The organism is Beggiatoa alba B18LD, assembly GCF_000245015.1.
Taxonomy (GTDB): domain Bacteria; phylum Pseudomonadota; class Gammaproteobacteria; order Beggiatoales; family Beggiatoaceae; genus Beggiatoa; species Beggiatoa alba.
In genome coordinates, this window is sequence record NZ_JH600070.1 from 3,739,413 (window position 1) to 3,763,562 (window position 24,150).

At 40.3% G+C, this 24,150-nt stretch carries 19 protein-coding genes; 13 read left to right on the forward strand and 6 right to left on the reverse strand.

The genetic code is table 11. The features are described 5' to 3' along the window. The first annotated feature begins 168 nt into the window (after positions 1-168). Complete coding sequence (locus BEGALDRAFT_RS15370) at positions 169-549, forward strand: hypothetical protein (RefSeq protein WP_002691553.1); 381 nt, start codon at positions 169-171, stop codon at positions 547-549. Positions 550-692: 143 nt separating this feature from the next. Here the strand turns inward: BEGALDRAFT_RS15370 and BEGALDRAFT_RS18510 are convergent, their stop codons facing one another. Further along, positions 693-2,798, reverse strand: coding sequence for an ATP-binding protein (locus tag BEGALDRAFT_RS18510; protein ID WP_002691554.1), 2,106 nt, complete (start codon positions 2,796-2,798; stop codon positions 693-695). A gap of 360 nt (positions 2,799-3,158) precedes the next feature. On the opposite strand from BEGALDRAFT_RS18510, the gene BEGALDRAFT_RS15380 reads away from it, so the two are divergent. The 6 genes from BEGALDRAFT_RS15380 (at position 3,159) to BEGALDRAFT_RS15405 (ending at position 9,154) form a co-directional block, all read left to right on the forward strand. Beyond that, complete coding sequence (locus tag BEGALDRAFT_RS15380; RefSeq protein WP_002691555.1) at positions 3,159-3,899, forward strand: YciK family oxidoreductase; 741 nt, start codon at positions 3,159-3,161, stop codon at positions 3,897-3,899. Positions 3,900-4,110: 211 nt separating this feature from the next. Then, positions 4,111-4,518: a roadblock/LC7 domain-containing protein gene (locus BEGALDRAFT_RS15385; protein WP_002691557.1), complete on the forward strand. Its 408-nt coding sequence runs from the start codon at positions 4,111-4,113 to the stop codon at positions 4,516-4,518. A 203-nt stretch (positions 4,519-4,721) separates the two neighbouring features. Further along, entirely contained in the window at positions 4,722-5,579 is an 858-nt protein-coding gene (locus BEGALDRAFT_RS15390; protein ID WP_002691559.1) for a DMT family transporter, read from the forward strand. Between the two features lie 153 nt (positions 5,580-5,732). Then, positions 5,733-6,161, forward strand: a complete 429-nt coding sequence (locus BEGALDRAFT_RS15395) for a Fur family transcriptional regulator (RefSeq protein WP_002691561.1) — start codon at positions 5,733-5,735, stop codon at positions 6,159-6,161. Between the two features lie 196 nt (positions 6,162-6,357). After that, the gene (locus tag BEGALDRAFT_RS15400) at positions 6,358-7,362 is read left to right on the forward strand and encodes a Fe(3+) ABC transporter substrate-binding protein (RefSeq protein WP_002691563.1); all 1,005 of its coding nucleotides are present in this window, start codon (positions 6,358-6,360) and stop codon (positions 7,360-7,362) included. Between the two features lie 121 nt (positions 7,363-7,483). Next, positions 7,484-9,154, forward strand: coding sequence for an ABC transporter permease (locus tag BEGALDRAFT_RS15405; RefSeq protein WP_002691565.1), 1,671 nt, complete (start codon positions 7,484-7,486; stop codon positions 9,152-9,154). Here BEGALDRAFT_RS15405 and BEGALDRAFT_RS15410 read toward each other — a convergent pair. Beyond that, positions 9,149-9,913, reverse strand: coding sequence for an ABC transporter permease (locus tag BEGALDRAFT_RS15410; protein ID WP_198284652.1), 765 nt, complete (start codon positions 9,911-9,913; stop codon positions 9,149-9,151). The genes BEGALDRAFT_RS15405 and BEGALDRAFT_RS15410 overlap by 6 nt on opposite strands. A 211-nt stretch (positions 9,914-10,124) precedes the next feature. On the opposite strand from BEGALDRAFT_RS15410, the gene BEGALDRAFT_RS15415 reads away from it, so the two are divergent. From BEGALDRAFT_RS15415 to BEGALDRAFT_RS15440, 6 genes are all read left to right on the forward strand, one after another. Further along, positions 10,125-11,594: a S8 family serine peptidase gene (locus BEGALDRAFT_RS15415; RefSeq protein WP_198284653.1), complete on the forward strand. Its 1,470-nt coding sequence runs from the start codon at positions 10,125-10,127 to the stop codon at positions 11,592-11,594. 307 nt (positions 11,595-11,901) lie between these two features. After that, the gene (locus BEGALDRAFT_RS15420; protein ID WP_002691570.1) at positions 11,902-14,751 is read left to right on the forward strand and encodes a hypothetical protein; all 2,850 of its coding nucleotides are present in this window, start codon (positions 11,902-11,904) and stop codon (positions 14,749-14,751) included. Between the two features lie 403 nt (positions 14,752-15,154). Further along, entirely contained in the window at positions 15,155-15,526 is a 372-nt protein-coding gene (locus tag BEGALDRAFT_RS15425; protein WP_002691572.1) for a response regulator transcription factor, read from the forward strand. Further along, complete coding sequence (locus tag BEGALDRAFT_RS15430) at positions 15,523-17,613, forward strand: 3'-5' exonuclease (protein ID WP_002691574.1); 2,091 nt, start codon at positions 15,523-15,525, stop codon at positions 17,611-17,613. Before BEGALDRAFT_RS15425 ends, BEGALDRAFT_RS15430 begins: the two co-directional genes overlap by 4 nt. Before the next feature lie 115 nt (positions 17,614-17,728). Further along, positions 17,729-18,712, forward strand: coding sequence for a thioredoxin family protein (locus tag BEGALDRAFT_RS18515; protein WP_002691576.1), 984 nt, complete (start codon positions 17,729-17,731; stop codon positions 18,710-18,712). Between the two features lie 144 nt (positions 18,713-18,856). Then, positions 18,857-19,795, forward strand: coding sequence for an Rpn family recombination-promoting nuclease/putative transposase (locus BEGALDRAFT_RS15440; RefSeq protein ID WP_002691578.1), 939 nt, complete (start codon positions 18,857-18,859; stop codon positions 19,793-19,795). Positions 19,796-19,875: 80 nt separating this feature from the next. On the opposite strand, the gene BEGALDRAFT_RS15445 is transcribed toward BEGALDRAFT_RS15440, so the two are convergent. From BEGALDRAFT_RS15445 to BEGALDRAFT_RS15460, 4 genes are read right to left on the reverse strand one after another with little or no spacing between them, the layout of a single operon-like run. Continuing rightward, positions 19,876-20,583: an ABC transporter ATP-binding protein gene (locus BEGALDRAFT_RS15445; protein WP_002691580.1), complete on the reverse strand. Its 708-nt coding sequence runs from the start codon at positions 20,581-20,583 to the stop codon at positions 19,876-19,878. Next, on the reverse strand, positions 20,580-21,398 hold the full coding sequence (locus BEGALDRAFT_RS19065) for an ABC transporter ATP-binding protein (RefSeq protein WP_002691583.1): 819 nt from the start codon (positions 21,396-21,398) through the stop codon (positions 20,580-20,582). Before BEGALDRAFT_RS19065 ends, BEGALDRAFT_RS15445 begins: the two co-directional genes overlap by 4 nt. A 6-nt stretch (positions 21,399-21,404) precedes the next feature. Further along, complete coding sequence (livM, locus tag BEGALDRAFT_RS19070; RefSeq protein ID WP_002691585.1) at positions 21,405-22,715, reverse strand: high-affinity branched-chain amino acid ABC transporter permease LivM; 1,311 nt, start codon at positions 22,713-22,715, stop codon at positions 21,405-21,407. After that, positions 22,715-23,629, reverse strand: coding sequence for an ABC transporter permease subunit (locus BEGALDRAFT_RS15460; protein WP_002691587.1), 915 nt, complete (start codon positions 23,627-23,629; stop codon positions 22,715-22,717). The genes livM and BEGALDRAFT_RS15460 overlap by 1 nt, the downstream gene beginning before the upstream one ends. Positions 23,630-24,150 lie beyond the last annotated feature (521 nt).

Consider the following 24,150-nt stretch of genomic DNA (forward strand, 5'->3'; position numbering starts at 1 on the left):
CTTAACAGAAAGTAACTAGGGAAAAATCCTTAAGTAGAAACCGATCTTAAATTAAGGGTTAATACGAATTTTCCTTTTACTGAGACCCTCGTAAACTTTTCAACATCATAGATAGATATTATTCATAATATATCATAAAAACTAATTGATGTTCTGAGGGTTACAGAAATGGGCAGATTTATTAGTGTAGGTAATAATGAGCGGACTTATACGTTGGACTATAGCGTTTTAACGGATCTTTATCGATTGATGGGAAAAGAGGCGTTAGCCTGTTTAATTGATGAATTTTTAAGTAGCCATTGGCAGCAAGTTAATGCGTTAGAAGCCACTTTACGGGCGCGAGATGTGCAACAAATTAATTTAACGGCGAATGAGTTTAAATTAACTTGTCAGCAATTAGGTGCAAGTAAACTCAGTGATTTATATGGAAAATTAGCCGAATGTGGCAAAAGTGCTGAGTTTGGTCAGGCAAATACTTATCTGCATTTAATTCAATGTGAACTTGCTCAATTAAATGTTGCTTTTCGACAAATTGGGTTCACACAGTAAGTTAAAAATTATCTATGACTGCTTAATCTGCCTATTTTCAATATCCTTCCTGTTATCCATTTTTATCAATTAAAAAACGGATTTTTATGATGACACTCCCTAGATAACAGGGAGTGGTTTTCTCTTTCCATGTCGCAATCATTTTACGCGCTGGTTTCGTCGCTTTCAGGTTCTTTATCTTTGAGTTGGGTTGGTAATTCAATGATAAAGGTTGAACCTTTACCGAATTCGCTTTCTACAATCACATCTCCGCCCATCATTTGACAGAATTGTCGTGTAATGACTAAGCCTAACCCTGTACCGCCATATTTACGAGTGGTTGAGGAGTCTGCTTGCATAAAGGCACGGAATAGTTTTGACGTTTGTTCAGGTGTCATGCCGATGCCTGTATCTGTGACGCGGAAACGTATCCAATCCAGTGCGTCAACTTGATAACTTTCAACGCTTAGGAAAATTTTACCATTTTCGGTGAATTTGCTGGCATTACTGAGTAAGTTAAATAAGCATTGGCGCACTTTGGTGACATCTGAGTGCATCATGCCTAATTCTTCGGGAGATGTGACTTCTAAAGCATTTTGGTTTTTTTCAATCAGGGGTTGAATGGTGAAGATAACATCTTGAATCATCATATTAATGGAGAAAGTTTCTAAATATAACTCCATTTTTCCAGCTTCTACTTTGGAGAAGTCCAGCACATCGTTAATCAGTGCGAGCAAATGTCGACCTGCGCTATCAATTTTTTTCAGGTCGGGAATAAAATCTTCCATACCCATATCGGCGGCTTCTTCTTGCAACATTTCGCTGTAGCCGATGATTGCATTGAGTGGGGTGCGTAATTCATGGGTCATATTCGCCACAAACATGCTTTTTACTTTGTTAGCTTCTTCGGCTGCTTCGCGGGCTTTTTGTGCTTCTTCGCGTTTTGCATCTAGGATAGAGAAGGAAACACGGAGTTGTTTTGCCATTTGATTGAAGGTATTGGCAAGAATGCCAATTTCATCATTGCTTTTAACATCAACACTTTGTTGCCAGTCTCCTTCTGCCAATTTTGTTGCAGCAGTCGTTAAACCTGTAATCGGTTTGAGTAGGCGATTAGCCAGTAACCATGTGAAAGCGCAAACGATTAAGACTGCAATCAGGGCAACAATTAAAGACAATCGCCAGAAAAATTGTTCCCGTTCTAATACTTCAGACTCTTGTTGTAAGGCAATTACGCTCCAACCATTGGCAATGCGCAGACCATGAGAAAGCCAGCTCACATTATTTTCATCAATAAATGCGTATAACCCACTGTTACCTATAAGAATGTGTTGTACAGCAGGATGTTTACTAAAGTCGGTGAGTTCATCGCCAGTGACATATTTCGCTTCAGGATGTGCAAGAACACGACCTTTTTCATCCACCATGAAGGCATATCCTGTATGACCTAAACGAACTGCTCCAACGGCTTTACCCAATTCGGTTAAGAAGGTAAGAACAACCGCAACGCCAATAATCGGACGGTCTGGCGGTGGTACTTTTTTCTCTTCCCATTGTTTGATAATACCTAAGAGTTCTAGGGTGAGAGGGTCGGCAATTCCTGTTGCAATCAGTCCAGGGTAGTCCATTTGATAGGTGCGAACTGTGTCTTCTGTCGCTTTGTCATAAATACCAGTGACTTCTATTTGATTTTTATAGTAGGGAATTTCTTTCAGTTTCGTTTGTAGTTGGCTGACAAGTTCACCTTTATCTCCCCGTAGTAGGGTTGGAATGGAACGGACAGGCGATGAGAAGGTAACAGCAGGCTGTTCATAAGTGCGAGAAATTTGGGCACTGCGGGTGATATCATGCCCTTCTAACGCGCCTTGAAACCATTCTCGATGGCTTAGGTTGATTGGGTTGCGATGTACGATGCCTGTCCCGCTGGTGAAGTTAAGCCCATTGCTTTTAACAACGGCAGTGCCATAAATTTCGGGGTAAACGCGATAAATGGCAGAGAGACTCGGAATCTGCTTTTCTGCTTCCATCGTGGTAAAGGCGGCATTTTGACTTAATGTCATGAGTGATTTGACATTCATCTCATCCCATCGTGTGACGCTATCAGCCAAAGAGGTGGCACGCAACATCAGGTTTTCTTTAGCTTCCTGCCGAATAATTTGTGCCGCTTGCGAACTGGCAAATAATATTGCTATCAGCATAGGTGGAACTACACCGAGTAATATCATTGCTATCATACGGAAGCGTAAACTGATGAAAAATTTATTTTCCATATAGGTTTTTGTCAGACCGTGTTTGAGCTAAACAAGGTGTTTAAGAAGGTAAGTAGCGTAGCGTAAATTAGTTGAGACTGACTAGCTTTTTATTGATGTCCCATTTTAGTCCGTGATACGCAAAGCATTATACTGAGTGCATTGTAACAGTAGGCAGGTATATTTTAACGAGTTTTCAGCAGGATTTTGTTTTTTTATTAAAAATCATCTGTGATAAGCGGATAATAATTGCTGCAATAGGCATTTAGCGAATGGGGCGAGACCTGATAGACTATTGTTAATTGAGTTGTAAGCCATTTATTTGGGTTATGACATTAATGATTCTTCTGTGAATAGATAAGTGATATTAAGGGTATTTATATGATGGATTATACACCTGCTCCCGATTTGTTGAAAAATCGTGTCATTTTAATTACAGGTGCGGGGGATGGCATAGGGCGAGCGAGTGCGCGGACTTTTGCGCAGCATGGGGCAACTGTTATTTTATTGGGACGCACAACCCGTAAGTTAGAAGCAGTTTATGACGAAATAGAGCAAGCAGGGTATCCCCAACCTGCGATTTATCCAATGAATTTAGAGGGAGCAAGTCCAAAAGACTATGAGGATTTAGTCACAACGCTAGATCGTGAGTTTGGGCGTTTGGATGGGCTTTTGCATAATGCAGGATTACTTGGTGCTTTAGCACCGATAGAAAATGCGGACATTAATCTGTGGTATAAGGTCATACAGGTTAATTTAAACGCGCCTTTTTTATTGACACGAGCCTGTTTAGGGTTATTAAAGAAGTCGACTGATGCCTCTATTGTTTTTACCTCTTCTAGTGTAGGGCGGAAAGGTCGGGCTTATTGGGGGGCATATTCTGCATCGAAATTTGCAGTTGAAGGTTTAATGCAGACTTTAGCGGATGAGTTAGCTGCTAATACGGCTATTCGGGTCAATAGTATTAATCCTGGTGCGACACGGACGGCAATGCGTGCGGCAGCTTTTCCCGCTGAAGACCCTAATACGTTAAAAACAGCGGAGGAGATTATGTCCGTTTATTTATATTTGATGGGGGCTGATAGTCTAGGGGTAACAGGACAGGCTTTAAATGCGCAATAGTTTTTTCTGCGTATTTCCGTCAAACTAATTGAGTTTGTACTATTTAGTGTTTTGAAGTTTTTACCAATTCTGACTTATCACTGGTGTGAAATATTATTTAAGTAACTTGGTCAACTATTTGCTTAAAATTGGTAATGGCTTTATATGAGGAGTTGCTTGCTGGAAATGCAGGTACGGACTGAAACAATATTGCTACTTAGGAGAATTAAAAATGGCAGACATCAATGATATTTGTAGTGAAATCGTCAGAAATGTAGATGGCGCACTAGGCTGTGCAGTGGTCGATTTAAATAGTGGTTTACTGTTAGGCGTTTCTCACAACGTTCCGTATTTCACACAATCATACTTAGATGCTGTCGCAGCGGCTGCCGTTGATATGTTCCGTGGTAGAACAGTCACGGCTGTTGAAGACATGATTTCTAATATGCGCGGTAGCCCTAAAAAACACATGATTAAAGAAGTGCAAATGACAACTGATAACACCATGCATTTTATGATTGTGTTACCTGATAAACCTAATTCTCTCGTTGTGTTAGTAACCAGTAAAAAAGTGAATTTAGGGATGGGTTGGTCTTCCTTACGGATGGCGTTACCTAAATTAAATCCTTTATGTCCTTAGTCGGTTAGCGTTAAACAGCCTGCATATTTTATTCAATCAAGTATGTGACCATCTCATCTGCTTGGTGTGATTATCTTGTTTGTATTCGTAAAATATGCAGGGGTTTTGTAATCCTTATCTTAAATCAATGTGATAGTGACGTTGATTCCCACCTATTAAAGATATCATTCCCCTTGAACGCTAAAATCATTTGGTTAAATGTAATGCCCATTGTGTTTGTCTTATTATGGAGCACGGGATTTATTGGCGCGAAATACGGTTTGCCTTATGCTGAACCTTTTACCTTTTTATTTTATCGTTTAGCGATTGTAAGCCTTGTTTTATGGGGTGTTTTGTTTATCAGCAAATCACCATTACCCACCCAATTTAATGCTGTAGGACATGTTGCGATATCAGGTTTATTAGTACATGCGGGTTATTTAGGGGGGGTTTTTGCCGCAATTAAAGTGGGTTTACCTTCTGGATTAACTGCCTTAATCGTTGGTTTACAACCATTATTGACGGCTGTAACTGCAGCACTCATTTTGCGTGAAATTATTACGCGCTTACAATGGATAGGACTATTTTTAGGATTATTAGGCGTTATTTTTGTATTAAGTGAACGATTTGAGGGAACTGTAATTCCCTTAGAAGTAAGCTCTATTTTTTGGGCAATACTTGCACTTATTTCTATTTCTGTTGGAACGGTTTACCACAAACGCTTTTGTACGGATATCCCCTTAATCAGCAGTACATTGATTCAATATCTAACTGCAACGTTAGTATTAGGCAGTGTCGCATTTTTTACTGAAACCATGATTGTTGTTTGGAGTGTTCCTTTTATGCTCGCATTAGCATGGCTGGTTGTGGGTTTATCATTAGGCGCGATTAGCCTATTAATGTTATTGATTAAACAAGGGGCAGCAGCGCGGGTCGCCAGTTTGTTTTATTTAGTGCCACCAGTAACTGCGATAGAAGCTTATTTTTTATTTGATGAACGCTTAGGCGCAATTGCATTATTAGGAATGGGGTTAACCGTTATCGGCGTTGCATTGGTTATGCTTAAAAAACGTCCTGTTTAAACAGAACATAATGTTTAAAAACAGGTGAATTATCAGGGTTTTTATTAAACGAAGACAAGATAGGCTTGCGATTATGCGAGCTTGACTATAATGTAAATAAAACAACAAAAACCTTATTGGCTTAACTATCTATCTTGAGTTAGATAAATAATCATGAAAACCCATGCTAGTCACTTTGTTATTAATAAAGAGCAAGTGGTTGATTTACTCCGTTACCATCAAGTAACGCCTACACAACAACGTGTAGATATCGCTTTGCTGGTTTTAGCGCGTCATCAACATTTTGCTGCCGATGATTTATTACAGACCTTGAATAAGGAAAGTCCTGTTGTCTCTAAAGCAACGATTTATAATACCTTGAGTTTGTTTGTTGAAAAAGGGTTAATTCGTCAGGTAATTGTTGACCCAACTAAAGTGTTTTATGACTCTAATACAACACCGCATCAGCATTTTTATAATGTGGATACAGGGGAATTAACCGATATAGAAGATGAAAATTTAAGCCTTGCGTATCATCCAACCTTACCAAAGGGAACTTGTTCTGCGGGTTTAGATATTATTATTCGCGTGCGCAATTCTTAAAATACACAAACATGTATTTTCTCCTCTAAAAGCGGGTATGTATTTTTTACATACCTGTTTTTGTTTTGTATTCCATTCATTCTAACCAATTTTTAAAAGAAATTGACATGATAAAACATTGTCTTTACAAATAAGAACAATTATCATTTGCATGTATTCTATTTCTCTTTGCCGATAATATGGAGTTATTTAACTAATGTTCTCAAAGAAAGTTAAAAAAATTAGTTTAGGATTAGCACTTGCCTGTTTAGGTTTCAGTTCTATAAGTTGGGCTGCTGATGAAATTATCGTGTACTCTGCAAGAAATGATAGTTTAATTAAGCCATTGTTTGATTTGTACACCAAAAGTACAGGGGTCGCCATTAAGTTCACAACGGCAGAAGAAGCTGCATTATTAGAACGTTTGCAAGCCGAAGGGAAAAATACACCTGCTGATATGTTGATTACTGTCGATGCAGGTAATTTATGGCAAGCGACAGAGCGAGACGTTTTAGCTGCAGTTGATTCTCCCACTATCCAGCAAAACATCCCAGCCTATTTGCGCGACCCTAAGAATCGTTGGACAGGTTTATCCATCCGCTCTCGTACCATTATGTATAGTACGGAACGGGTGAAACCTACTGAATTAACGACATATGCTGCATTAGCAGATAGTCAATGGAAAGGTCGCTTATGTTTACGGACTTCTAAAAAAGTTTATAACCAGTCTATGGTTGGGATGATGATTAGCCAACTAGGCGAGGAAAAGACTGAGCAGGTTGTTAAAGGCTGGGTTGCGAATTTAGCAACCGATGTTTTCTCTAATGATACAAAGTTAATTGAAGCAATTGCAGCGGGACAATGCGATGTCGGTATTGCGAATACTTATTATTTAGGCAGATTACAGGCTGAAAAACCTGATTTACCTGTTGCAATTTTTTGGAGTCAAGACGGTGCACATGTCAATGTTTCTGGCGCAGGAATTACTAAATATGCGAAGCATCCTGAAGCGGCTTTAAAACTGTTGGAATGGTTGACAACCCCTGAAGCACAAAAAGTGTTTGCTGAGTTAAATTATGAATATCCTGCAAATCCTATCGTTCCTGCAAGTGAGGTGGTGAAAAAATGGGGAGACTTTAAGCCTAACACTATCGATGTCGTAGAAGCGGGGCGTTTGCAAGTAGATGCAGTAAAATTAATGGATAGAGCTGGTTATAAATAGTTGTGAGTTGGTGTTATTCCTCTCAAGTTGAGAATCAATTATTCATCCGCTAAATTCTCAACTTGCAGAGTATTCAACGTTTTTCCCGCCATTTTATTGACTCATTATGCCGTTGTGACCCATGAATACGCTTTCAGAGACCTTGCCGTCACCTTTTCCTTCGCAACCTATTGTTCAATACTCTTTTTTTTCACAAGGCGGTGGATGGAAGCTGATTAGCTTAGGACTCGCTATTCTGGTTTTAGTCCCACTTTTAGTCTTAAGCGCGACATGGCTATCTAATGCCTCTGATATTTGGCAACATCTCCTACAAACAGTTTTACCTGAATTACTACGTAATACGTTCGTCTTACTGATAGGCGTTGGCATTGGCGTGACGGTGATAGGCGTGAGCTTGGCATGGCTAACTGCTATGTGCGAATTTCCGGGCAGACGTTTTTTTGAATGGGGATTAATGTTGCCCCTTGCCGTCCCTGCTTATGTGCTTGCGTTTGTGATGGTTGGTTTATTTGATTACAGTGGCGTTGTGCAAAGTCTAATCCGTCAATGGTTTGGTTCTAGTCTCTGGTTTCCTGCTATCCGCTCAGAAAAAGGGGTTATTATCGTTATGGTATTAGCCCTATACCCTTATATTTACATGTTAGTACGTGTTGCATTTTTAGGGCAGGGACAGCGGATGATGGAGGCGGCGCGGTCTTTGGGCGCAAGTCCTTTTCAAGCGTTTTATCATGTTGCCTTACCTATCGCACGACCTGCCATTGCGGCTGGGGTTTCATTGGCATTAATGGAAACGCTGGCAGACTTTGGCACGGTTGCTGTTTTTAACTACAATACATTTACCACTGCTATTTATAAAGCATGGATTAATTTATTTAATTTACATGCAGCAGCACAATTAGCAACTTTACTCTTATTATTTGTCATTACAGCCTTATTGACTGAGCGATATTTTCGTGGGCGGGCACGTTATCACACAGACTCACGTTGTCAACATCGTTACCAATTAAAGGGTTGGAAAGCTATCACAGCAACTACATTTGCAGGTTTTATCTTTGCGTTTGCGTTCTTTATTCCACTGTTACAATTGATTGTTTGGATATGGCAAACTGCTGCCCGTGATTTAGACTACCGCTATATCAATCTACTGACCAATACACTCTTATTAGGCGTTATTGCTGCCTCTCTGACTGTTTTTAGTGCTTTATTACTCGGATTTAGCCAACATACGCAACGAAAAAGTCGGAGTATTCGTTTTGCCGTCTCAGTCGCCACCATGGGCTATGCATTACCAGGCTCGGTTCTCGCGGTTGGTGTGATGTTAAGTTTTGTTTGGATGGATAATCAGTTACAAGCGTTTTTTACCAGTATTGGTTTAAGTCCTTATCGCTTATTAACAGGCGGGATTATTGCCTTACTTCTCGCGTATATTGTGCGTTTTATGGCAGTTGCTTTCGGTGCCGTGGATAGTGGCTTACATCAAATTCGTCCTTCTTTACAAGATGCTGCGCGTAGTTTAGGCGCGAGCCATCTTGATATTCTTAAACGTCTCTATTTTCCTCTACTACGCTCAGGCTTATTTGCAGGATTTTTACTAGTTCTAGTCGATGTGATGAAAGAAATGCCCGCAACTTTACTCTTACGACCTTTTGGCTGGGATACTTTATCTGTCCGTATTTACGAAATGACCGCCGAAGGCGAATGGGAAAGGGCAGCATTGCCCGCTTTAACACTGGTGTTAGTCGGTTTACTACCCGTTATTTTCCTTGTAAAACGGACTAATAAAGCACTATAACATCTCACGAATATGCGGTTCGGATCGCTGGAAGAGTACCCATGCAGGTCCTAACAGCAATAGCCACAATCCTAATGGACGCAGTACATTCCAATAATCCCATGCCAATCCTTGCGTGCCTGCATGAATAAGGCGCATAACATCAGCAACGGGATTAATCACGAGAATCCATTGTAATGAACTAGGCATTAAATCAGGCATGTACATGATAGGGGTTAAATACATAGTGATGGTAATCAGAAATGGAAAAAATTGACTAATATCCTTTAAGAATAAACCTGTGATTGCTAATAAATAGCACATAGGAATTAGCCAAACCATCAACATAACAATGCTTGCCACGCCAAAAGGGATTGCAGCGAATCCTTGCATGAGCCACACGATAATTGCCATTACAATGGCATACAACAAGGTAGATAAAATCAGTGGCAATAACGGTAAAATAATGACAGGAAAGACCGCACGTCGATATAGCCCTCCAAATTCGCTCAAGACATTCAAGCTACGGTTTAACACTTCAGAGATAAATAACCACGGTAACATGCCCAAGAGAAAATAATCGACAAAGGCAACGCCGCTCGGAAATTTAATTTTTAACACCACATCCAAGAGAAACCAAAAACCAACAATTTGTAATGCAGGTTGTAATAATAACCATGCATCGCCTAACCACGTGCCCGATGTGCGCGTGATAATATCCCGTTTTAGCAATAAAAAAACGAGATGCCTATGCTGATAAATTGCTTGAAAGGGTGACACTAAACCTTGCTTTGTGGTAAAAATGTAACGCTTCAGAAAGTTAAGTATTACTATGCTCATGAATTTAATTTGTGACAAAAAAGTAACAGTACGTCGAAAGATTACTACAATTGTGTAAATTAATCCGCTACAATACAAAATCTCCTGTATTTACCAATTTGTCCAAATGTTTAATTTTCTTTATAAAGCGATTCTTACAAGCATTTTATTTGTGTCCATTGTACCTGTTGTACAAGCGAAACAGGTACTCGTACATTTAGATACAGAAACAGATTCTGCCGAAGTCGCACGATTATATCAGCAAGGACAAGTTATTAAAGATTTATCCCCATTACCTTGGCTTGTCATCGAAATTTCCGATAGTGATAATCAAACTCATTTAAGACAGATAAGCCGTTTGCCATTCTATACCGATGTTCGTGGTTATTTTGTCAGTGCAACACCAAATGATGAGCTCTATACCCAGCAATGGCATCTGGATGAAATTGGTGTACCCACTTATTGGGAAACAACGCAAGGAGCGGGTGTCACCATTGCATTATTAGATAGCGGTGTCGACCCAAACCATCCCGATTTAAAAGACAATATTCTATTTTCACAAGGCTACGATTTTGGGGATGATGATGCAGAGCCTTATGATGCAAATGGGCATGGCACAGCAATGGCTGGGCTTATGGTCGCACAATGCAACAATCGTATTGGGAGTTGTGGCGTTGCACCACAGACAAAAGTAATCCCCTATAAATTGAATCAAGCTGATGGAGGGAGTTTTAGCTCTACAACGCTTGCCGCCGCTATCCTCGCAGCAGCTGATAGTGATGCACGAATTATTTCTATGAGTGTGATGTTAGAAGAATCCGCGCCTTGGGTAGAAGATGCATTACGCTATGCCTTCAATAAAAATAAAATCCTTGTTGCCGCCGCAGGCAATGAAGATTTATCCACAGTCGCTTTTCCAGCGAGTCTTCCTTTTGTCGTTAGCGTTGGTGCATACACTAAAAGTCATGAACGTTTCGGCAGTTATGGAAATGATTTAATGATTACCGCACCTGGAACAAGTCTATGGACAACTCAACCTGGAACAGGCTATGTCAATTTTTATATCGGAACATCACCCGCAGCGGCAATAGTCAGTGCTAGTTTTGCCTTACTAGCTGCTAATAATCCTGAAAAAAGTGCTACTGAACTCATTGTTCAATTAATGCAAGCCAGCCAAGATATTAATGCGATAGGTTGGGATGAAGAAGCGGGGTTTGGACAATTACATTTACCAACAACACCATCTGCTGGAAATTATTTAGCATTTTTACCACTGACTCAAACAAGCTATCGTCCTAATGATTATTTAAATATAGACCTTTTATTAACAGGTTTAATCGGGCAATCAGCAGACCTATACTTACGTGTTAATCTCCCCATTGCGGAACAACGCTTTACACTTTATGAGCGGTTCGACGCTGAACCAGTCCTAGAAGCTACCCCTTTTAATGATACTTTACAAAGCCCATTCCCGTTTACGGGAGATATACAACTTTCTTTGTTTGGTATGAATGGGTTAATTATACAAGGCGCGCTACCTGTAGGGCTGACAGAAGGGATTTACGAAATAGATGCAATGCTTGCCCAAAATACAACTCAACTTGCTTATCAACGACAAATAATCTGGATTAGTGCCGATTAAAATGTTCGAGCACATTTTAATAAATTGAATTAGTTTCAAATAAAAAACGAATTTAACAATTAAAAAGACTAAGAAACTAAAAAAACAATATGCTTTGTTGATGAAGAAATGACAGATTAAAGTCGTAAAATAACTTGAAAATTGTTTGTTTTATGTGCAATATAAGTAGTAACCTGATGTATAAGTTGGGTGTGTATAGTTGTGTAGAATCTATGCAAAATAGTGTTAAAATACTGACACCTTAAAGGTTGTATATATTCCGACTATGGCTTACCCATCTCAAGATTAACCACGGAGATTAGTGAACATGAACTTCAAGAAAACAGCTTTAGCTTCAGCTATTGCGCTGACTTTGGCAACAGGTTCTGTAATGGCAACCACCACCACCGTCGGTGGTGAATTTATTCTCGATAAAGCAACTATTAATGCTGGCGGTACAATTAACTTAGCATTATTAGGCTTAGATAGCTCTGGTGCTGTTGACCGTTTTGGTGAACAACAAGGCTCAGTGATTATTGCTGTAGTCAATACCATTAAAGGTGAAATCGTTGGCGGTTCTACCTATCCTGGTGCTACCCCTGATGACCCAAGACCATCATCTGGTCAATTTACTTCTCAAGTTAGATACTTCCGTTTAAACCAAGGTAACGGTCAAGTTAGTATCAACTACCCTGTCACAGCAACAGGCACTGACTCAGTTACCATTACCCTACAAGAAAGAATCCCAACCACAGGCGGTGGTGTGGAATTCAAAACGATTGCCTCTGCCGAGCGTGTTGTTACCATCAACCCTCCTTCTTCAGCACCTAAAGCTTTAAACGTTGTAGAATTTAAAGCTTCTGCACTTGACCCTGAAAAAGCACTCGGTACAACTGATGATGGCATTTGGGCTGACGGTATTACTGGTAAAATGACTGCAGGTGTTGCAGGTGCACAAATTATTGTGGAATCTGAAAACCCCTCCGCAGCGGGTGAATTGACCGTTACCTTAAGAAAAGGTAGCACCAGCGTCCCTTACACCACCCAAATGCAATTAGGTAAAGCCATTGTCACTTTAGACAATAAAGTTACCTCTGCTGGTAAATACTATATTGAAGCAACCTTCAAAGGCTTTGATGGCAACAGCGTAGATTTACTCTATCCTGATACTGTTGAAGTTATCTCTACTGGTTTACCACGTAGCATTGTTTTAAGTGCTAACAAACAACGTCTGAATGTCAATGCTGGTCAAGGTGCGACTGTTTCTGCAACATTAAAAGACGAATATGGTAATACCACAACCAGCAGAGCTGGCACAGCCATTACTGTTGAAGTAAAAGATGCAAACACGACTACCACGGGTGTTGCCGCATTTGATATCCCTGTGGGTGTTGGTGCTTCCAAAGGTTCTTACCAAATCGGTGTAGCTGGTAGCTCCGCCTTTACCAAAGCCAGCACAGCTTCTTTAGTGGGTACTGCATTATCTGGTCCTAACAGAACTACCGTTTCTGGTATTACTGCCTCCGCTCCTCTAGCAATCAGTGCTGTTGAGAAAACCTTAGTTGTTTCTCCTTTATTCACTACCGCCCAAATGGCTGGTACAGAATTTAAAGCCTTCACTGTTGTTACAAGCGATAACAATGCCAATGTTGGTCCTATTACTATCCAAAATACGACCACCAGTGAGTCTTTAACTGTTAACCGTGATCCTAGCACCAATGTTGTGCAAGGTTTCTTCAAAACAGCAACTGATGGTGCTACCTACTTAATTTCTGATAGCACTGGTGTTTATGCCCAACAATTAGTTGATGCAGCGGGTATCATCCGTGCAGCAGCAACCAACGTTGAATTACGTAACGCACATAACCAAAAAGTTACCTCTGTTTATGCTGGAACAATTGCTAGCTCCACAGACCGCGCGGCTTATATCCCTGAACGTTCACTGAAGATGTTTGATACCTTCGGTAACTCCGTTACCCCTGGTTCACCTGGTGGCACAGGTACATTCACTGCTAGCAGCACAAACTCTATCAGTGTTTCCTACATGGGTACAGGTACTGCCTCCGCAGGTATTCCTGATTTAAGCCCAGGTGGTGTGGTTGAAGTCAGATATGCAACCGTTGGCACTAAAGCTTTCAGTGGCACAGACAATATCGCGTTAGCCTTTGACAAACCAGGCTTAGGTACTAACAACATTACTGTTACTACCAATGTCAGCGCGCCTGAAAAACTGACCGCAATTAACGCGTACATCACTCAGGATAAGATTCCTACCAACAGTGAAGTTGCTTTAACTGTTGAAATTCTGGATCAAGATGGCAATCCTTATCCTACCACTGATGTCACCGTGTTATTTAACGATGGCTTAACAGGTGAAGGTGTTATCCAAAATCCTGATGTCAGAGATTTAAGCGGTAACATTATTGCAACAGGTCAACAATTATTTACCACTGCTGGCTCTAGAAAAGTCTTAGTTGTGGGTGCTGGTGCTGTTGAAGGTACATTCAAGTTAACCTTCAGAAATCCTGATGGTAGCGTCAAAGCAGAACGTACATTCACCGTTGCATCTGCTTATGAAGGTCAATGCTCTACTTCTAACCTGTCTGCTTGCACAACCCAAGTAGATTGCGAATCTGCCTTAGGCTTCTTCGCAGGTGATAAATGCTCCGTCCGTCCTGAGTTAACCAGCACAGGTTCTGTGTTTGACCCAACAACAGGTGAAGTGACTGAAGGTACATTAGACTTCTTCGGTGGTATCTATCAAGCCCTGAAAGCAGGGGACGGCTTTACCAAAACAGCCGTGTTATCTTGCTACGGTCCTAACAATCCTGTTAGCATCCAAGCTGCCTTCCAAGTTGATCCTGCTGACGTAGGCAAAGGTGGTGAAGTCCTCATCGTTGGTTTATTAACCATCGGCGAGTTTAACTTCAGCGGCTGGTACATGATGGACCTTAACAACATCGTCACATGGGACGGTATGAGCTTAGCGGGTCTTACCGCTGCGAAAGAAGTGGGTGAATTACCTTCTCTCTACAGCAGCGTGTTATATCAAGGTCAATTCTACATTGGCGGTTTATTAAACCTCTATGTAGGCTACCGTAATCCAGCTGGTAAAGTGGTATTCTCTAGCTCTGCAATCCAAGCGAACATCGTCAATACAGATACTTGCCCTAACTAAGGTAAGTTTTTCTTGATAGAATCGTGATTGAAAAAAACGGCGACTGAAGTCGCCGTTTTTTTTGCTTTTTTAAAGCATTAATTCATATAGTAAACGTGCTATAAAACAATTTAAATTTAGGACTAGCAGTCCTCACAGGATAGTTCTCCGCATTGTTTTATAGTGCGTTTACTATATAAACCCTGTTCCATCCCTTCCTCTTAAATTATCTTCACCTCTTTGTATTATTGTTTTCTAATAAATATTCGTTTTACGATAAAATAAATAATATCCAAAAGCATAGCATTACCTGCAAGTAGCGAGTCTCTTGTAGATTCGTTATCATAAGCGTTTTTTACAACAACATCGCATGGATAACACCAACAATCATATTTCATGCACAAATCTAAAGGAGAACGGAATTATGAGTAAGACGATATTAGTCGTCGATGACGAGCCCAATATCTTGCTATCTTTAGAATTTTTAATGAAGCAAGCACAATACATTGTTAAAACTGCTAAAGATGGTGAAGAAGCCTTACAAATTGTAGAAACCACTCTCCCCGATTTAATCTTGCTTGATGTCAACATGCCGAAAAAAAGTGGTTATCAAGTCTGTGAAATCATCCGCGCAAATCCTGCTTGGAAAACAATTCGAATTGTAATGCTTACTGCAAAAGGACGTGATATCGAACGTGAAAAAGGATTAGCCCTTGGTGCGGATGAATACATTACTAAGCCATTTGCTACACAAGAAGTCGTTGAAAAAGTTAAAGAGTTATTGGCGGATGTATGAGCGCGAGAACACAATTTTGGTTAGGTTTCTTTATTGCTATCAGTGTGAACTTAACAATTTTTATCGGTGGGTGGTTTTTATTACTTGATAAGATTGTTGATTCTGAACAACGCAACGCCTTTGAAGGCTTTCTTGCTGTCGGTGGTTTTGCAAGTTTTTCTATTCTAGCGATTGTATGGATGCTGTTAGATAACAAGCTTTTTTTTCCACTACAATGGATTATTCGCGGTATAGAAATCATGTTACACAGTAACCCCGCGCATAAACTAGAATTAAACCGCTTTCATCTGCTCACTGACCTTGCTAAATCTGTTCAAGCTTTAGGCGATAAACACCATAAGACCCGTTTAGAACTTGCACAAGCGATTGCCAGTAGTGCCGCGAAAGTAGAGGCGCAAAAGATACGTTTAGAAACCATTCTCCGTGACCTTGATAGCGGTGTGATTGTTTGCGATACACAAGGACGAATTGTTCTTTATAACCCTGCCGCATTACATATTTTGGGCAATCACGCTGCATTAGGCTTAGGTCGTTCTATTTATGAAGTCTTTGCCCGTTCGCCTGTTGAACATACCTTAGAAATGCTACGTTTGCGCACCAGTCGGGACAAACACACGAAACAAGAAGGCGAGTTTGTATGTAGCGCGCATGATACCAATAGCCTCTATCATTGTCGTCTTGCTCGTTCATTTGAACAGGACAACGAAACAGGTTTTGTCTTAGCTTTTAATGATGTAACCCAACGGCTTGAAGCCGTACAGCAACAAGAACAACAGCTATTACAACTGACAGAAAAATATCGTGCTCCCTTGGCGAATTTGCGAGCGGCTGCGGAAACCTTAGTAGAACATCCACAAATGCCACAAACCACACATGATGCTTTTATACACATCATTGTCCAAGAAAGCAGACAGTTAAGCGTCTCGTTGGAAAATATCGCCCAAGAATCTTCCCGTCTGGCAAATCATCAATGGTCTATGGCAGATGTACACTCAGACGACCTCATTAACAGCATTAACCATAAACTGCCAACCAGAAAACAGATTATTCTAACAGGCACTGGTAATCCTTTATGGCTACATGTGGATGGTTATGCCCTGATTTGTCTCTTAACGCATTTAATTAACAAACTCCATGATTATTTAGAAATCAAGCAATTCAATATAGAGCCATTAATGGGTAATCGTCGTGTTTATTTAGACATTATTTGGCAAGGACAACCCATTTCCGACACTGTATTAGAATCATGGTCACGGGAAACCATACCCGACATGATAGGCGCGAAGACCATGCGCGATATTCTTTATATTCATGACAGTGACTTATGGAGTCAAACCCACCGTAAAGCAAAATCTGCATTATTACGCCTGCCACTTCCTGCATCTCGTCGCCAATGGGAACAACCGCGCGAAGTGCTTGCGCCACGCCCTGAATTTTATGACTTTCAACTGCCAGAAAATGCCTTGGGTGAAATGGCTGACCGTCCATTGTCCTCTTTAGAATTCGTTGTTTTTGATACAGAAACAACAGGGCTTCGTCCTTCTGAAGGCGATGAAATTATTTCCATTGCAGGCGTGCGTGTGGTGAATGGGCGAATTTTAAGCGGGGAAGCCTTCCAATATCTGGTTAATCCGAATAAGCCAATTCCAAAAGCCTCAATTCGTTTTCATGGCATTACAGATGACATGGTTAAAGACCAACCTATGATTCAAACCGTATTACCCAAATTTAAAACCTTCGTAGGCGATGCAGTACTGGTTGGGCACAATGTTGCGTTTGACATGAAGTTTCTTAGCATGAAAGAAGGCATAACAGGCATTCGATTTAATAATCCTGTATTAGATACGCTTTTAATTTCTGGTTATCTTCACCCCCACACTGAAAACCATTATTTAGACAGCATTGCGGAGCGTTTAGGCGTTGATATTAGTGGACGACATACTGCCATTGGTGATGCATTAGCGACGGCAGAAGTCTTCTTACGTTTATTAGACCTATTAATTGCTCGCGGAATTACCACCTTAGGGCAAGCCGTACACGCTTCTGAAGAAATGGTCGCCGTTAAAAAACAACAAGCAAAATTCTAAATACAGCTTATTGTTTTCTTCCTACACTTGTTCAAACAGGACAGTATGCTTTAAAAAGCACACTGTCCGCTGTCACGTTCTGCGATTCCTGTCTTATTTTTACGGAGAAACAGCTGTGAAATCAATCGTTATTGCGTTAATGCTCACTTTTTATGCAAGTCTGCTTTTTGCCGAACAGATGCCCACAACTTGGTTACAAAATCCAAGTTCATTGACTCAAGCCATAGAAAATGCACAAAAAGAAGATAAAAAAGGCATTTTTATATTTATCACAGCTGAAAAATGTGCATTATGTAACTACATGCAAACAGTCATTTTTCCACAAGCGCAAATTGCTAATTTTTATCAACAAAACTTCATTAATTTACAAATCAATGCAAGTGTTACCACATCTATCATTAACTTTGAAAATCAAGCAAGTACGACAACAACAGTCGCCAAACAATTAAATTCAGAGGGAAAAGCGTATCCATTAGCCCTATTTTTTAACCCGCAAGGAACACTACTTTATAGTTTTTCTGGGATTACTCAAAATCCTGAGGAATTTTTATGGCTAGGTGAATATATTCTACAGGAACACTATCAACAACAATCCTTTACTGATTATAAACAAGCACGTTATGTAAATCAGCCTACTAAAACAGGTAATAGCCAAGCCTTTTTTGATGTGACATTTGGCGATTTGCAAGCAGAACTACAAACGGCAAAAGAAAATGGTAAACAAGGGATTATGTTATTTTTTGAAATGGAAGGTTGCCCATTTTGTAAACGAATGCGCGACACCGTATTTACACAGCCCGATGTTCAACAGTTTTACAAAGAACGCTTTTTGATTTTTCCTATTGATATTTTGGGCGATGTTGAACTGACCGATTTTGAAGGGAATACCATTAGTAGCAAAGTATTTAGTCAAACAATCAACCGTGTACGTAGCACACCTGTGATTATTTTTTATAATTTAGCGGGTGAACCGTTATACCGCTTTACAGGAATGACCGAAGACGCACAAAGTTTTATCTGGTTAGCGGAATATGTATTATCAGGTGAATATCAACGCCAACTGTTTAAAACCTATCAACAAGCGAAACGTAATCCTTAAAAATACAGTTGAATCAGTAATATTGCTGATTCAACAACAAAATAGCAAACGTACTATAAAACGATGCGGAAGACTGCCAGTCCTAAATTTAAATAATTTTATGATACGTTTACTATATCTTTCCAAGCATGAGGACGCATCAACATGACCGACAAATCCCTAGGCACATTCATCAACCCCTTCACCGATTTTGGCTTTAAAAAAATCTTCGGCAGTGAAGAAAGTAAACCCCTCCTTATCAGCTTTCTTAATGATTTATTACCGATAAAACACAAAATTGTCAGCTTAGAATTTAAAAATATCGAAAAACTCGGCATGTTAGAAGAAGACCGACGCGCCATCTTTGATATTTATTGTCGGGATGAAAAAAATCAGGAATTCATTGTTGAATTACAACGTGCGAAACAAGAACACTTTCAAGACCGCGCTACCTATTACGCCAGCTTCTTAATTCAAGACCAAGCCAAAAAAGGCAAATGGGACTTTGAATTAACCCCGATTTATTTCATTGGGATTTTAGACTTCTCCTTAGCCAGTTTTCCTGATGACCATTACTTACATTTCGGACAACTTACCGATATTTACAGTAAAGAAGTCACGTTTAAGAAATTGAACTTCATTTACATAGAAATGGCGAAATTCAAAAAGCAAGAATCCGAATTAGCGAACCATTTGGAATGGTGGTTATATTTTCTGCGTGAACTAGTGACATTTGACGATATGCCGAGAGAATTTCAAGGGGATATTATCGAAGACGCTTTTGCCTTAGCGAAATTAGCGAACATGAGTTATGAAGACCGCCATGCGTATGAATTGAGTTTGAAATACTACCGCGATTTCATCAATGTATTAGACACAGCTAAACAGGAAGGGATTGAGATAGGGATGGAGAAGGGTATTGAGATTGGGATTGAGCAAGGTGTTAAGCAAGGTATCGAACAAGGGGTTAAACAAGGAATTGAACAAGGCATCGAACAAGAAAGAATAAAAGTCGCAATAACACTGAAGAAAAGCAACGCCCCTCTTGAGCTTATTATGGTTGCGACGGGATTAACACGCGAAGAAATTGAACGATTAGAGTAAACGCACTATAAAACAATGTGGAGGACTGCCAGTCCTAAATTCAAATCATTTTATGGTACGTTTACTATATTATCATACTGCTAATGTCCCCCTAAATATGCATTTTTGATTTCAGGCTGTTCTAATAATTCTTGCCCTGTCCCTGTCATCGTAATATGACCATTTACCAAGACATAACCACGATGCGCCAGTTTTAACGCATGGTATGCATTCTGTTCAATTAAAAAGACAGTTACATTTTCTTTTTCATTAATTTCCTTAATAACTTCAAAAATCTGCTTCACAATTAATGGCGCGAGTCCTAAGGAAGGTTCATCTAATAACAAAAGTTGTGGACGACTCATCAATGCTCGTGCAATTGCCAGCATTTGCTGTTCCCCACCCGACATCGTTCCCCCACGTTGATGATGACGTTCTTTCAAGCGTGGAAATAACGTAAACATCCGTTCTAAATCGGTTTCAAAATACGGCGATTCTTGTGCGCCTAACTGTAAATTTTCCATGACTGTCATCCGTGGAAAAATGCGCCGCCCCTCAGGTGCGTGAGCAATGCCTAAACGGACAATTTCATGAGTTGGTAAATAAGTAATATCCTGACCTTTAAAAGTAATCGTTCCCGCTGCCGCACGCGGATTACCACAAATAGTCATCAATAATGTAGATTTACCTGCGCCATTTGCGCCGATAAGTGTGACAATTTCCCCTGCATGAATTTCTAAATTAATGCCATGTAACGCATGGATATTACCGTAATAAGTATGAACACCATTCACTGTTAAAACACTCATGCAGGTTGTGCTCCTGTGCTTGCTTCCTCACCTAAATAAGCCGCAATCACCGTCGGATTACGGCGAATTTCTATCGGTATTCCCTCCGCAATTTTGCGTCCATAATCTAAAACAATAATATGGTCAGAAATATCCATGACGACTTGCATATCATGTTCAATCAATAAAATACCAATATCATGTTTTTCCTTAATAAAAACGAGCAACTCACTTAATGCCAAGGATTCAGACGGATTAAGCCCAGCGGCGGGTTCATCCAAACACAGCAAACGAGGACAAGTACACATTGCTCGAGCAATTTCTAACTTTCGTTGTGCACCATAAGGCAAACTGCCTGCGGGTGTATCGGCATATTCCAACAGTTTAATCTGTGTCAACCAGTAACAGGCTAATTCCACTGCCGCTTTTTCTGCTTGACGATAACTACGCAACCCAAATAAGCCTTTAAACGTAAATCCTGAAGCACGCATTAACTGATTATGCTGTGCCACAATTAAATTTTCTAACACAGACATGGCAGGAAATAATCGAATATTTTGAAAAGTCCGCGCAACTTTTGCCCGCTTAGTAATTTCAAATCCGCGTAAGCGTTCTAATAAAAAAACCTGATTTTCATGCGTTAGCGTGAGTCGTCCAATGGTTGGGCTATAAAAACCTGTCAAACAATTAAATAAAGTGGTTTTACCAGCACCATTAGGGCCAATAATTGCGGTAATTTGGCGATTTTTTGCATTAAACGACACATCATCAATGGCAATTAATCCGCTGAAACGCATGGTTAAATGTTCTACAGTGAGTAAAATATCAGTATCCATTGGTATTTAACCCTTTTCTATAGCAGGTATTTCACGACCCTGTAATAAAATGGTTGGGTCACGGTGCGACAATAGTCCACGGGGTCGCCAAACCATGATTAATACCATTCCCCCACCAAATGCAAGCATCCGATATTCCTGTAGTTCACGGAAAAACTCAGTCACCCCAATTAATAGAATTGCTGCAAACACAACGCCCATTTGTCGCCCCATTCCGCCCAAAACCACAATTGCCAGAATCAGCGCGGATTCAATAAAACTGAAACTTTCAGGGCTGATAAAGCCTTGACGTGTTGCGAAAAAAGCACCCGCGAAACCGCCAAACATAGCACCAATACCAAAAGCGGTTAATTTCGTATTTGTGGGATTAATGCCTAAAGAGCGACAAGCAATCTCATCTTCTCGCAAGGCTTCCCATGCTCGCCCGATGGGTAATTTACGAATGCGTAACGTAAAAAGATTAGTTAATAACGCCATGCCAAGAATGACATAGTAAAGAAAGATAATGCGATGAATCGGCGAAAACTCGATATTAAAAAAACTATGAAATGCTTGTATGCCTTCCTCAGGACTACGGGTAAATTCCAATCCAAAAAAACTTGGGCGCGGAATATCAGAAATACCATTAGGTCCCCCCGTAAATTGATACCAATTCAACAGAATAATACGAATAATTTCGCCAAATCCTAACGTGACAATCGCAAGATAATCGCCCCGCAACCGCAACACGGGATAACCCAATAAAACCCCAAATAATCCGCCCAATAATCCCGCTAGTGGCAAACACATCCAAAAACCTAAGCCCCAGTGTGTGGACAGTAACGCAAATGAATAAGCCCCAACCGCGTAAAAACCGACATAGCCTAAATCAAGCAATCCAGCTAAACCAACAACAATATTTAAGCCCCAGCCCAACATGATATAAGTTAATACCAGCGTTGCGATGTCCAACACATAACGGTCTGTAAAACTCAGAAAAGGTAACGCAATCGCAAGTGCAATTAAAACAAGAGCAATCAGTAGATTAGTAAAACGAAAAAGCGAGGGGGAAAGGTGAGGTAGGAAATTAGCAACAGGCAATAAGGGCGCGTGATATTGTCGTCGCCAAAGCCAATAAATCATTAATAAAAAGCGTCCTGTAAACACACTTAAAACTGCGATAACGACCCAATTCCAATGCGTACTTAAACCTAAACCATTGGGCAAATCAACAGGGCGCACGCCTATCATGAGCAAACTCAACCCCAAAGCAATGGCTGCGGCTAACAAAGCATCTTTTAACGCAATAGGCAAAAAAGAACGAATAGTTGCAGTCATTACACTTTCTCCACTTCAGGTTTACCCAATAAGCCTGTTGGGCGAAATATCAACACTAATACTAAAATGCCAAAAGCTGCAACATCCTTATATTCCACAGAAAAATAAGCCGACCAAAAAACCTCAATTAAGCCAATCAACAAACCGCCTAGCATTGCCCCTGGTAAAGACCCAATTCCCCCTAATACCGCTGCCGTAAATGCCTTAATCCCTGCGGAGAAGCCAATAAAAAAATCGATAACGCCATAAAATAATAAAAACATTACCCCTGCAACAGCCGCTAACGCTGCCCCCATCACAAAGGTTAAAGAAATCGTACGGTCAACATTAATTCCTAATAATGCCGCCATCGTTCTATCCTGCTCACAAGCCCGTTGTGCCCGTCCAATAGAAGTTCGATGAATTAATAAAGTAAATCCCGTCATTAAAACTAATGTCGTTACAATGATAATAATCTGCATATAACTTAAAACGACACTGTAACCATCTGTCTCTAACAAAGTAAATCCACCCTCAATCATCGGGGGTAAAGGGCGTACTCGTGCACCTTGAAATAACTGCACATAGTTTTGTAAAAAAATAGACATCCCAATTGCGGAAATTAGCGGTGCGAGACGAAACGACCCCCGCAAAGGACGATAAGCAAGCCGTTCAACCGTCCAGCCATACACCGATGTTAATAGCATCGCCACAAGGAGTGTTAATAACAAAGCCAGCGGTATCCACGTAATCCCCGCCGCACCAAGTACTAACAACGCAATTAAGCCTGTAAACGCCCCTATCATAAAAATATCGCCATGTGCAAAATTAATCATGCCGATAATGCCATAAACCATTGAATAGCCAATAGCAATTAAGCCATAAATTGCGCCCAGTGTGACACCATTGATAAGTTGCTGTAAAAAATACTCCATTGCAAATTTCCTCGATGACTGTGATATATGGGAGGTTTGCCTGATGAGCCAATAATAAATAATTTATTGAATATAAAGTATAATTTTTACTATACTAAAACAAACAAAGCCAAATCTCATAAAAACGCGATAATCGCATGAATACACAACTCATGCAATGTATTATCCACACGCTTGTCTGACAGGCTCGAGACAATAATAAATATAAAATAAATGAGGAGATTAAAATAAAAAACCTAACAGAGGCTTAACCGCTGTTAGGCTTTTTTAAGAGGCATTTGTTGCACTCGTATAGCGCAACTATTTTTCCAAGATTGCTATTTAACCTGAGTTCGGCGAGATTCTTTTAAAAAGACAACAGCTTGTCTGGTGAATTCCGATGAAAAACAAGAGAATAATCTCTGCCAGTCCTTCAACCCTTTTCGCGTGTTCCGACAGACCTGCTAGGTTTTCAAAACCTAGCAGGTCTCTGTTTTATTTTATAAAACTCGCCGAACTCAAGTTATTTAAGCCCTTTTTCG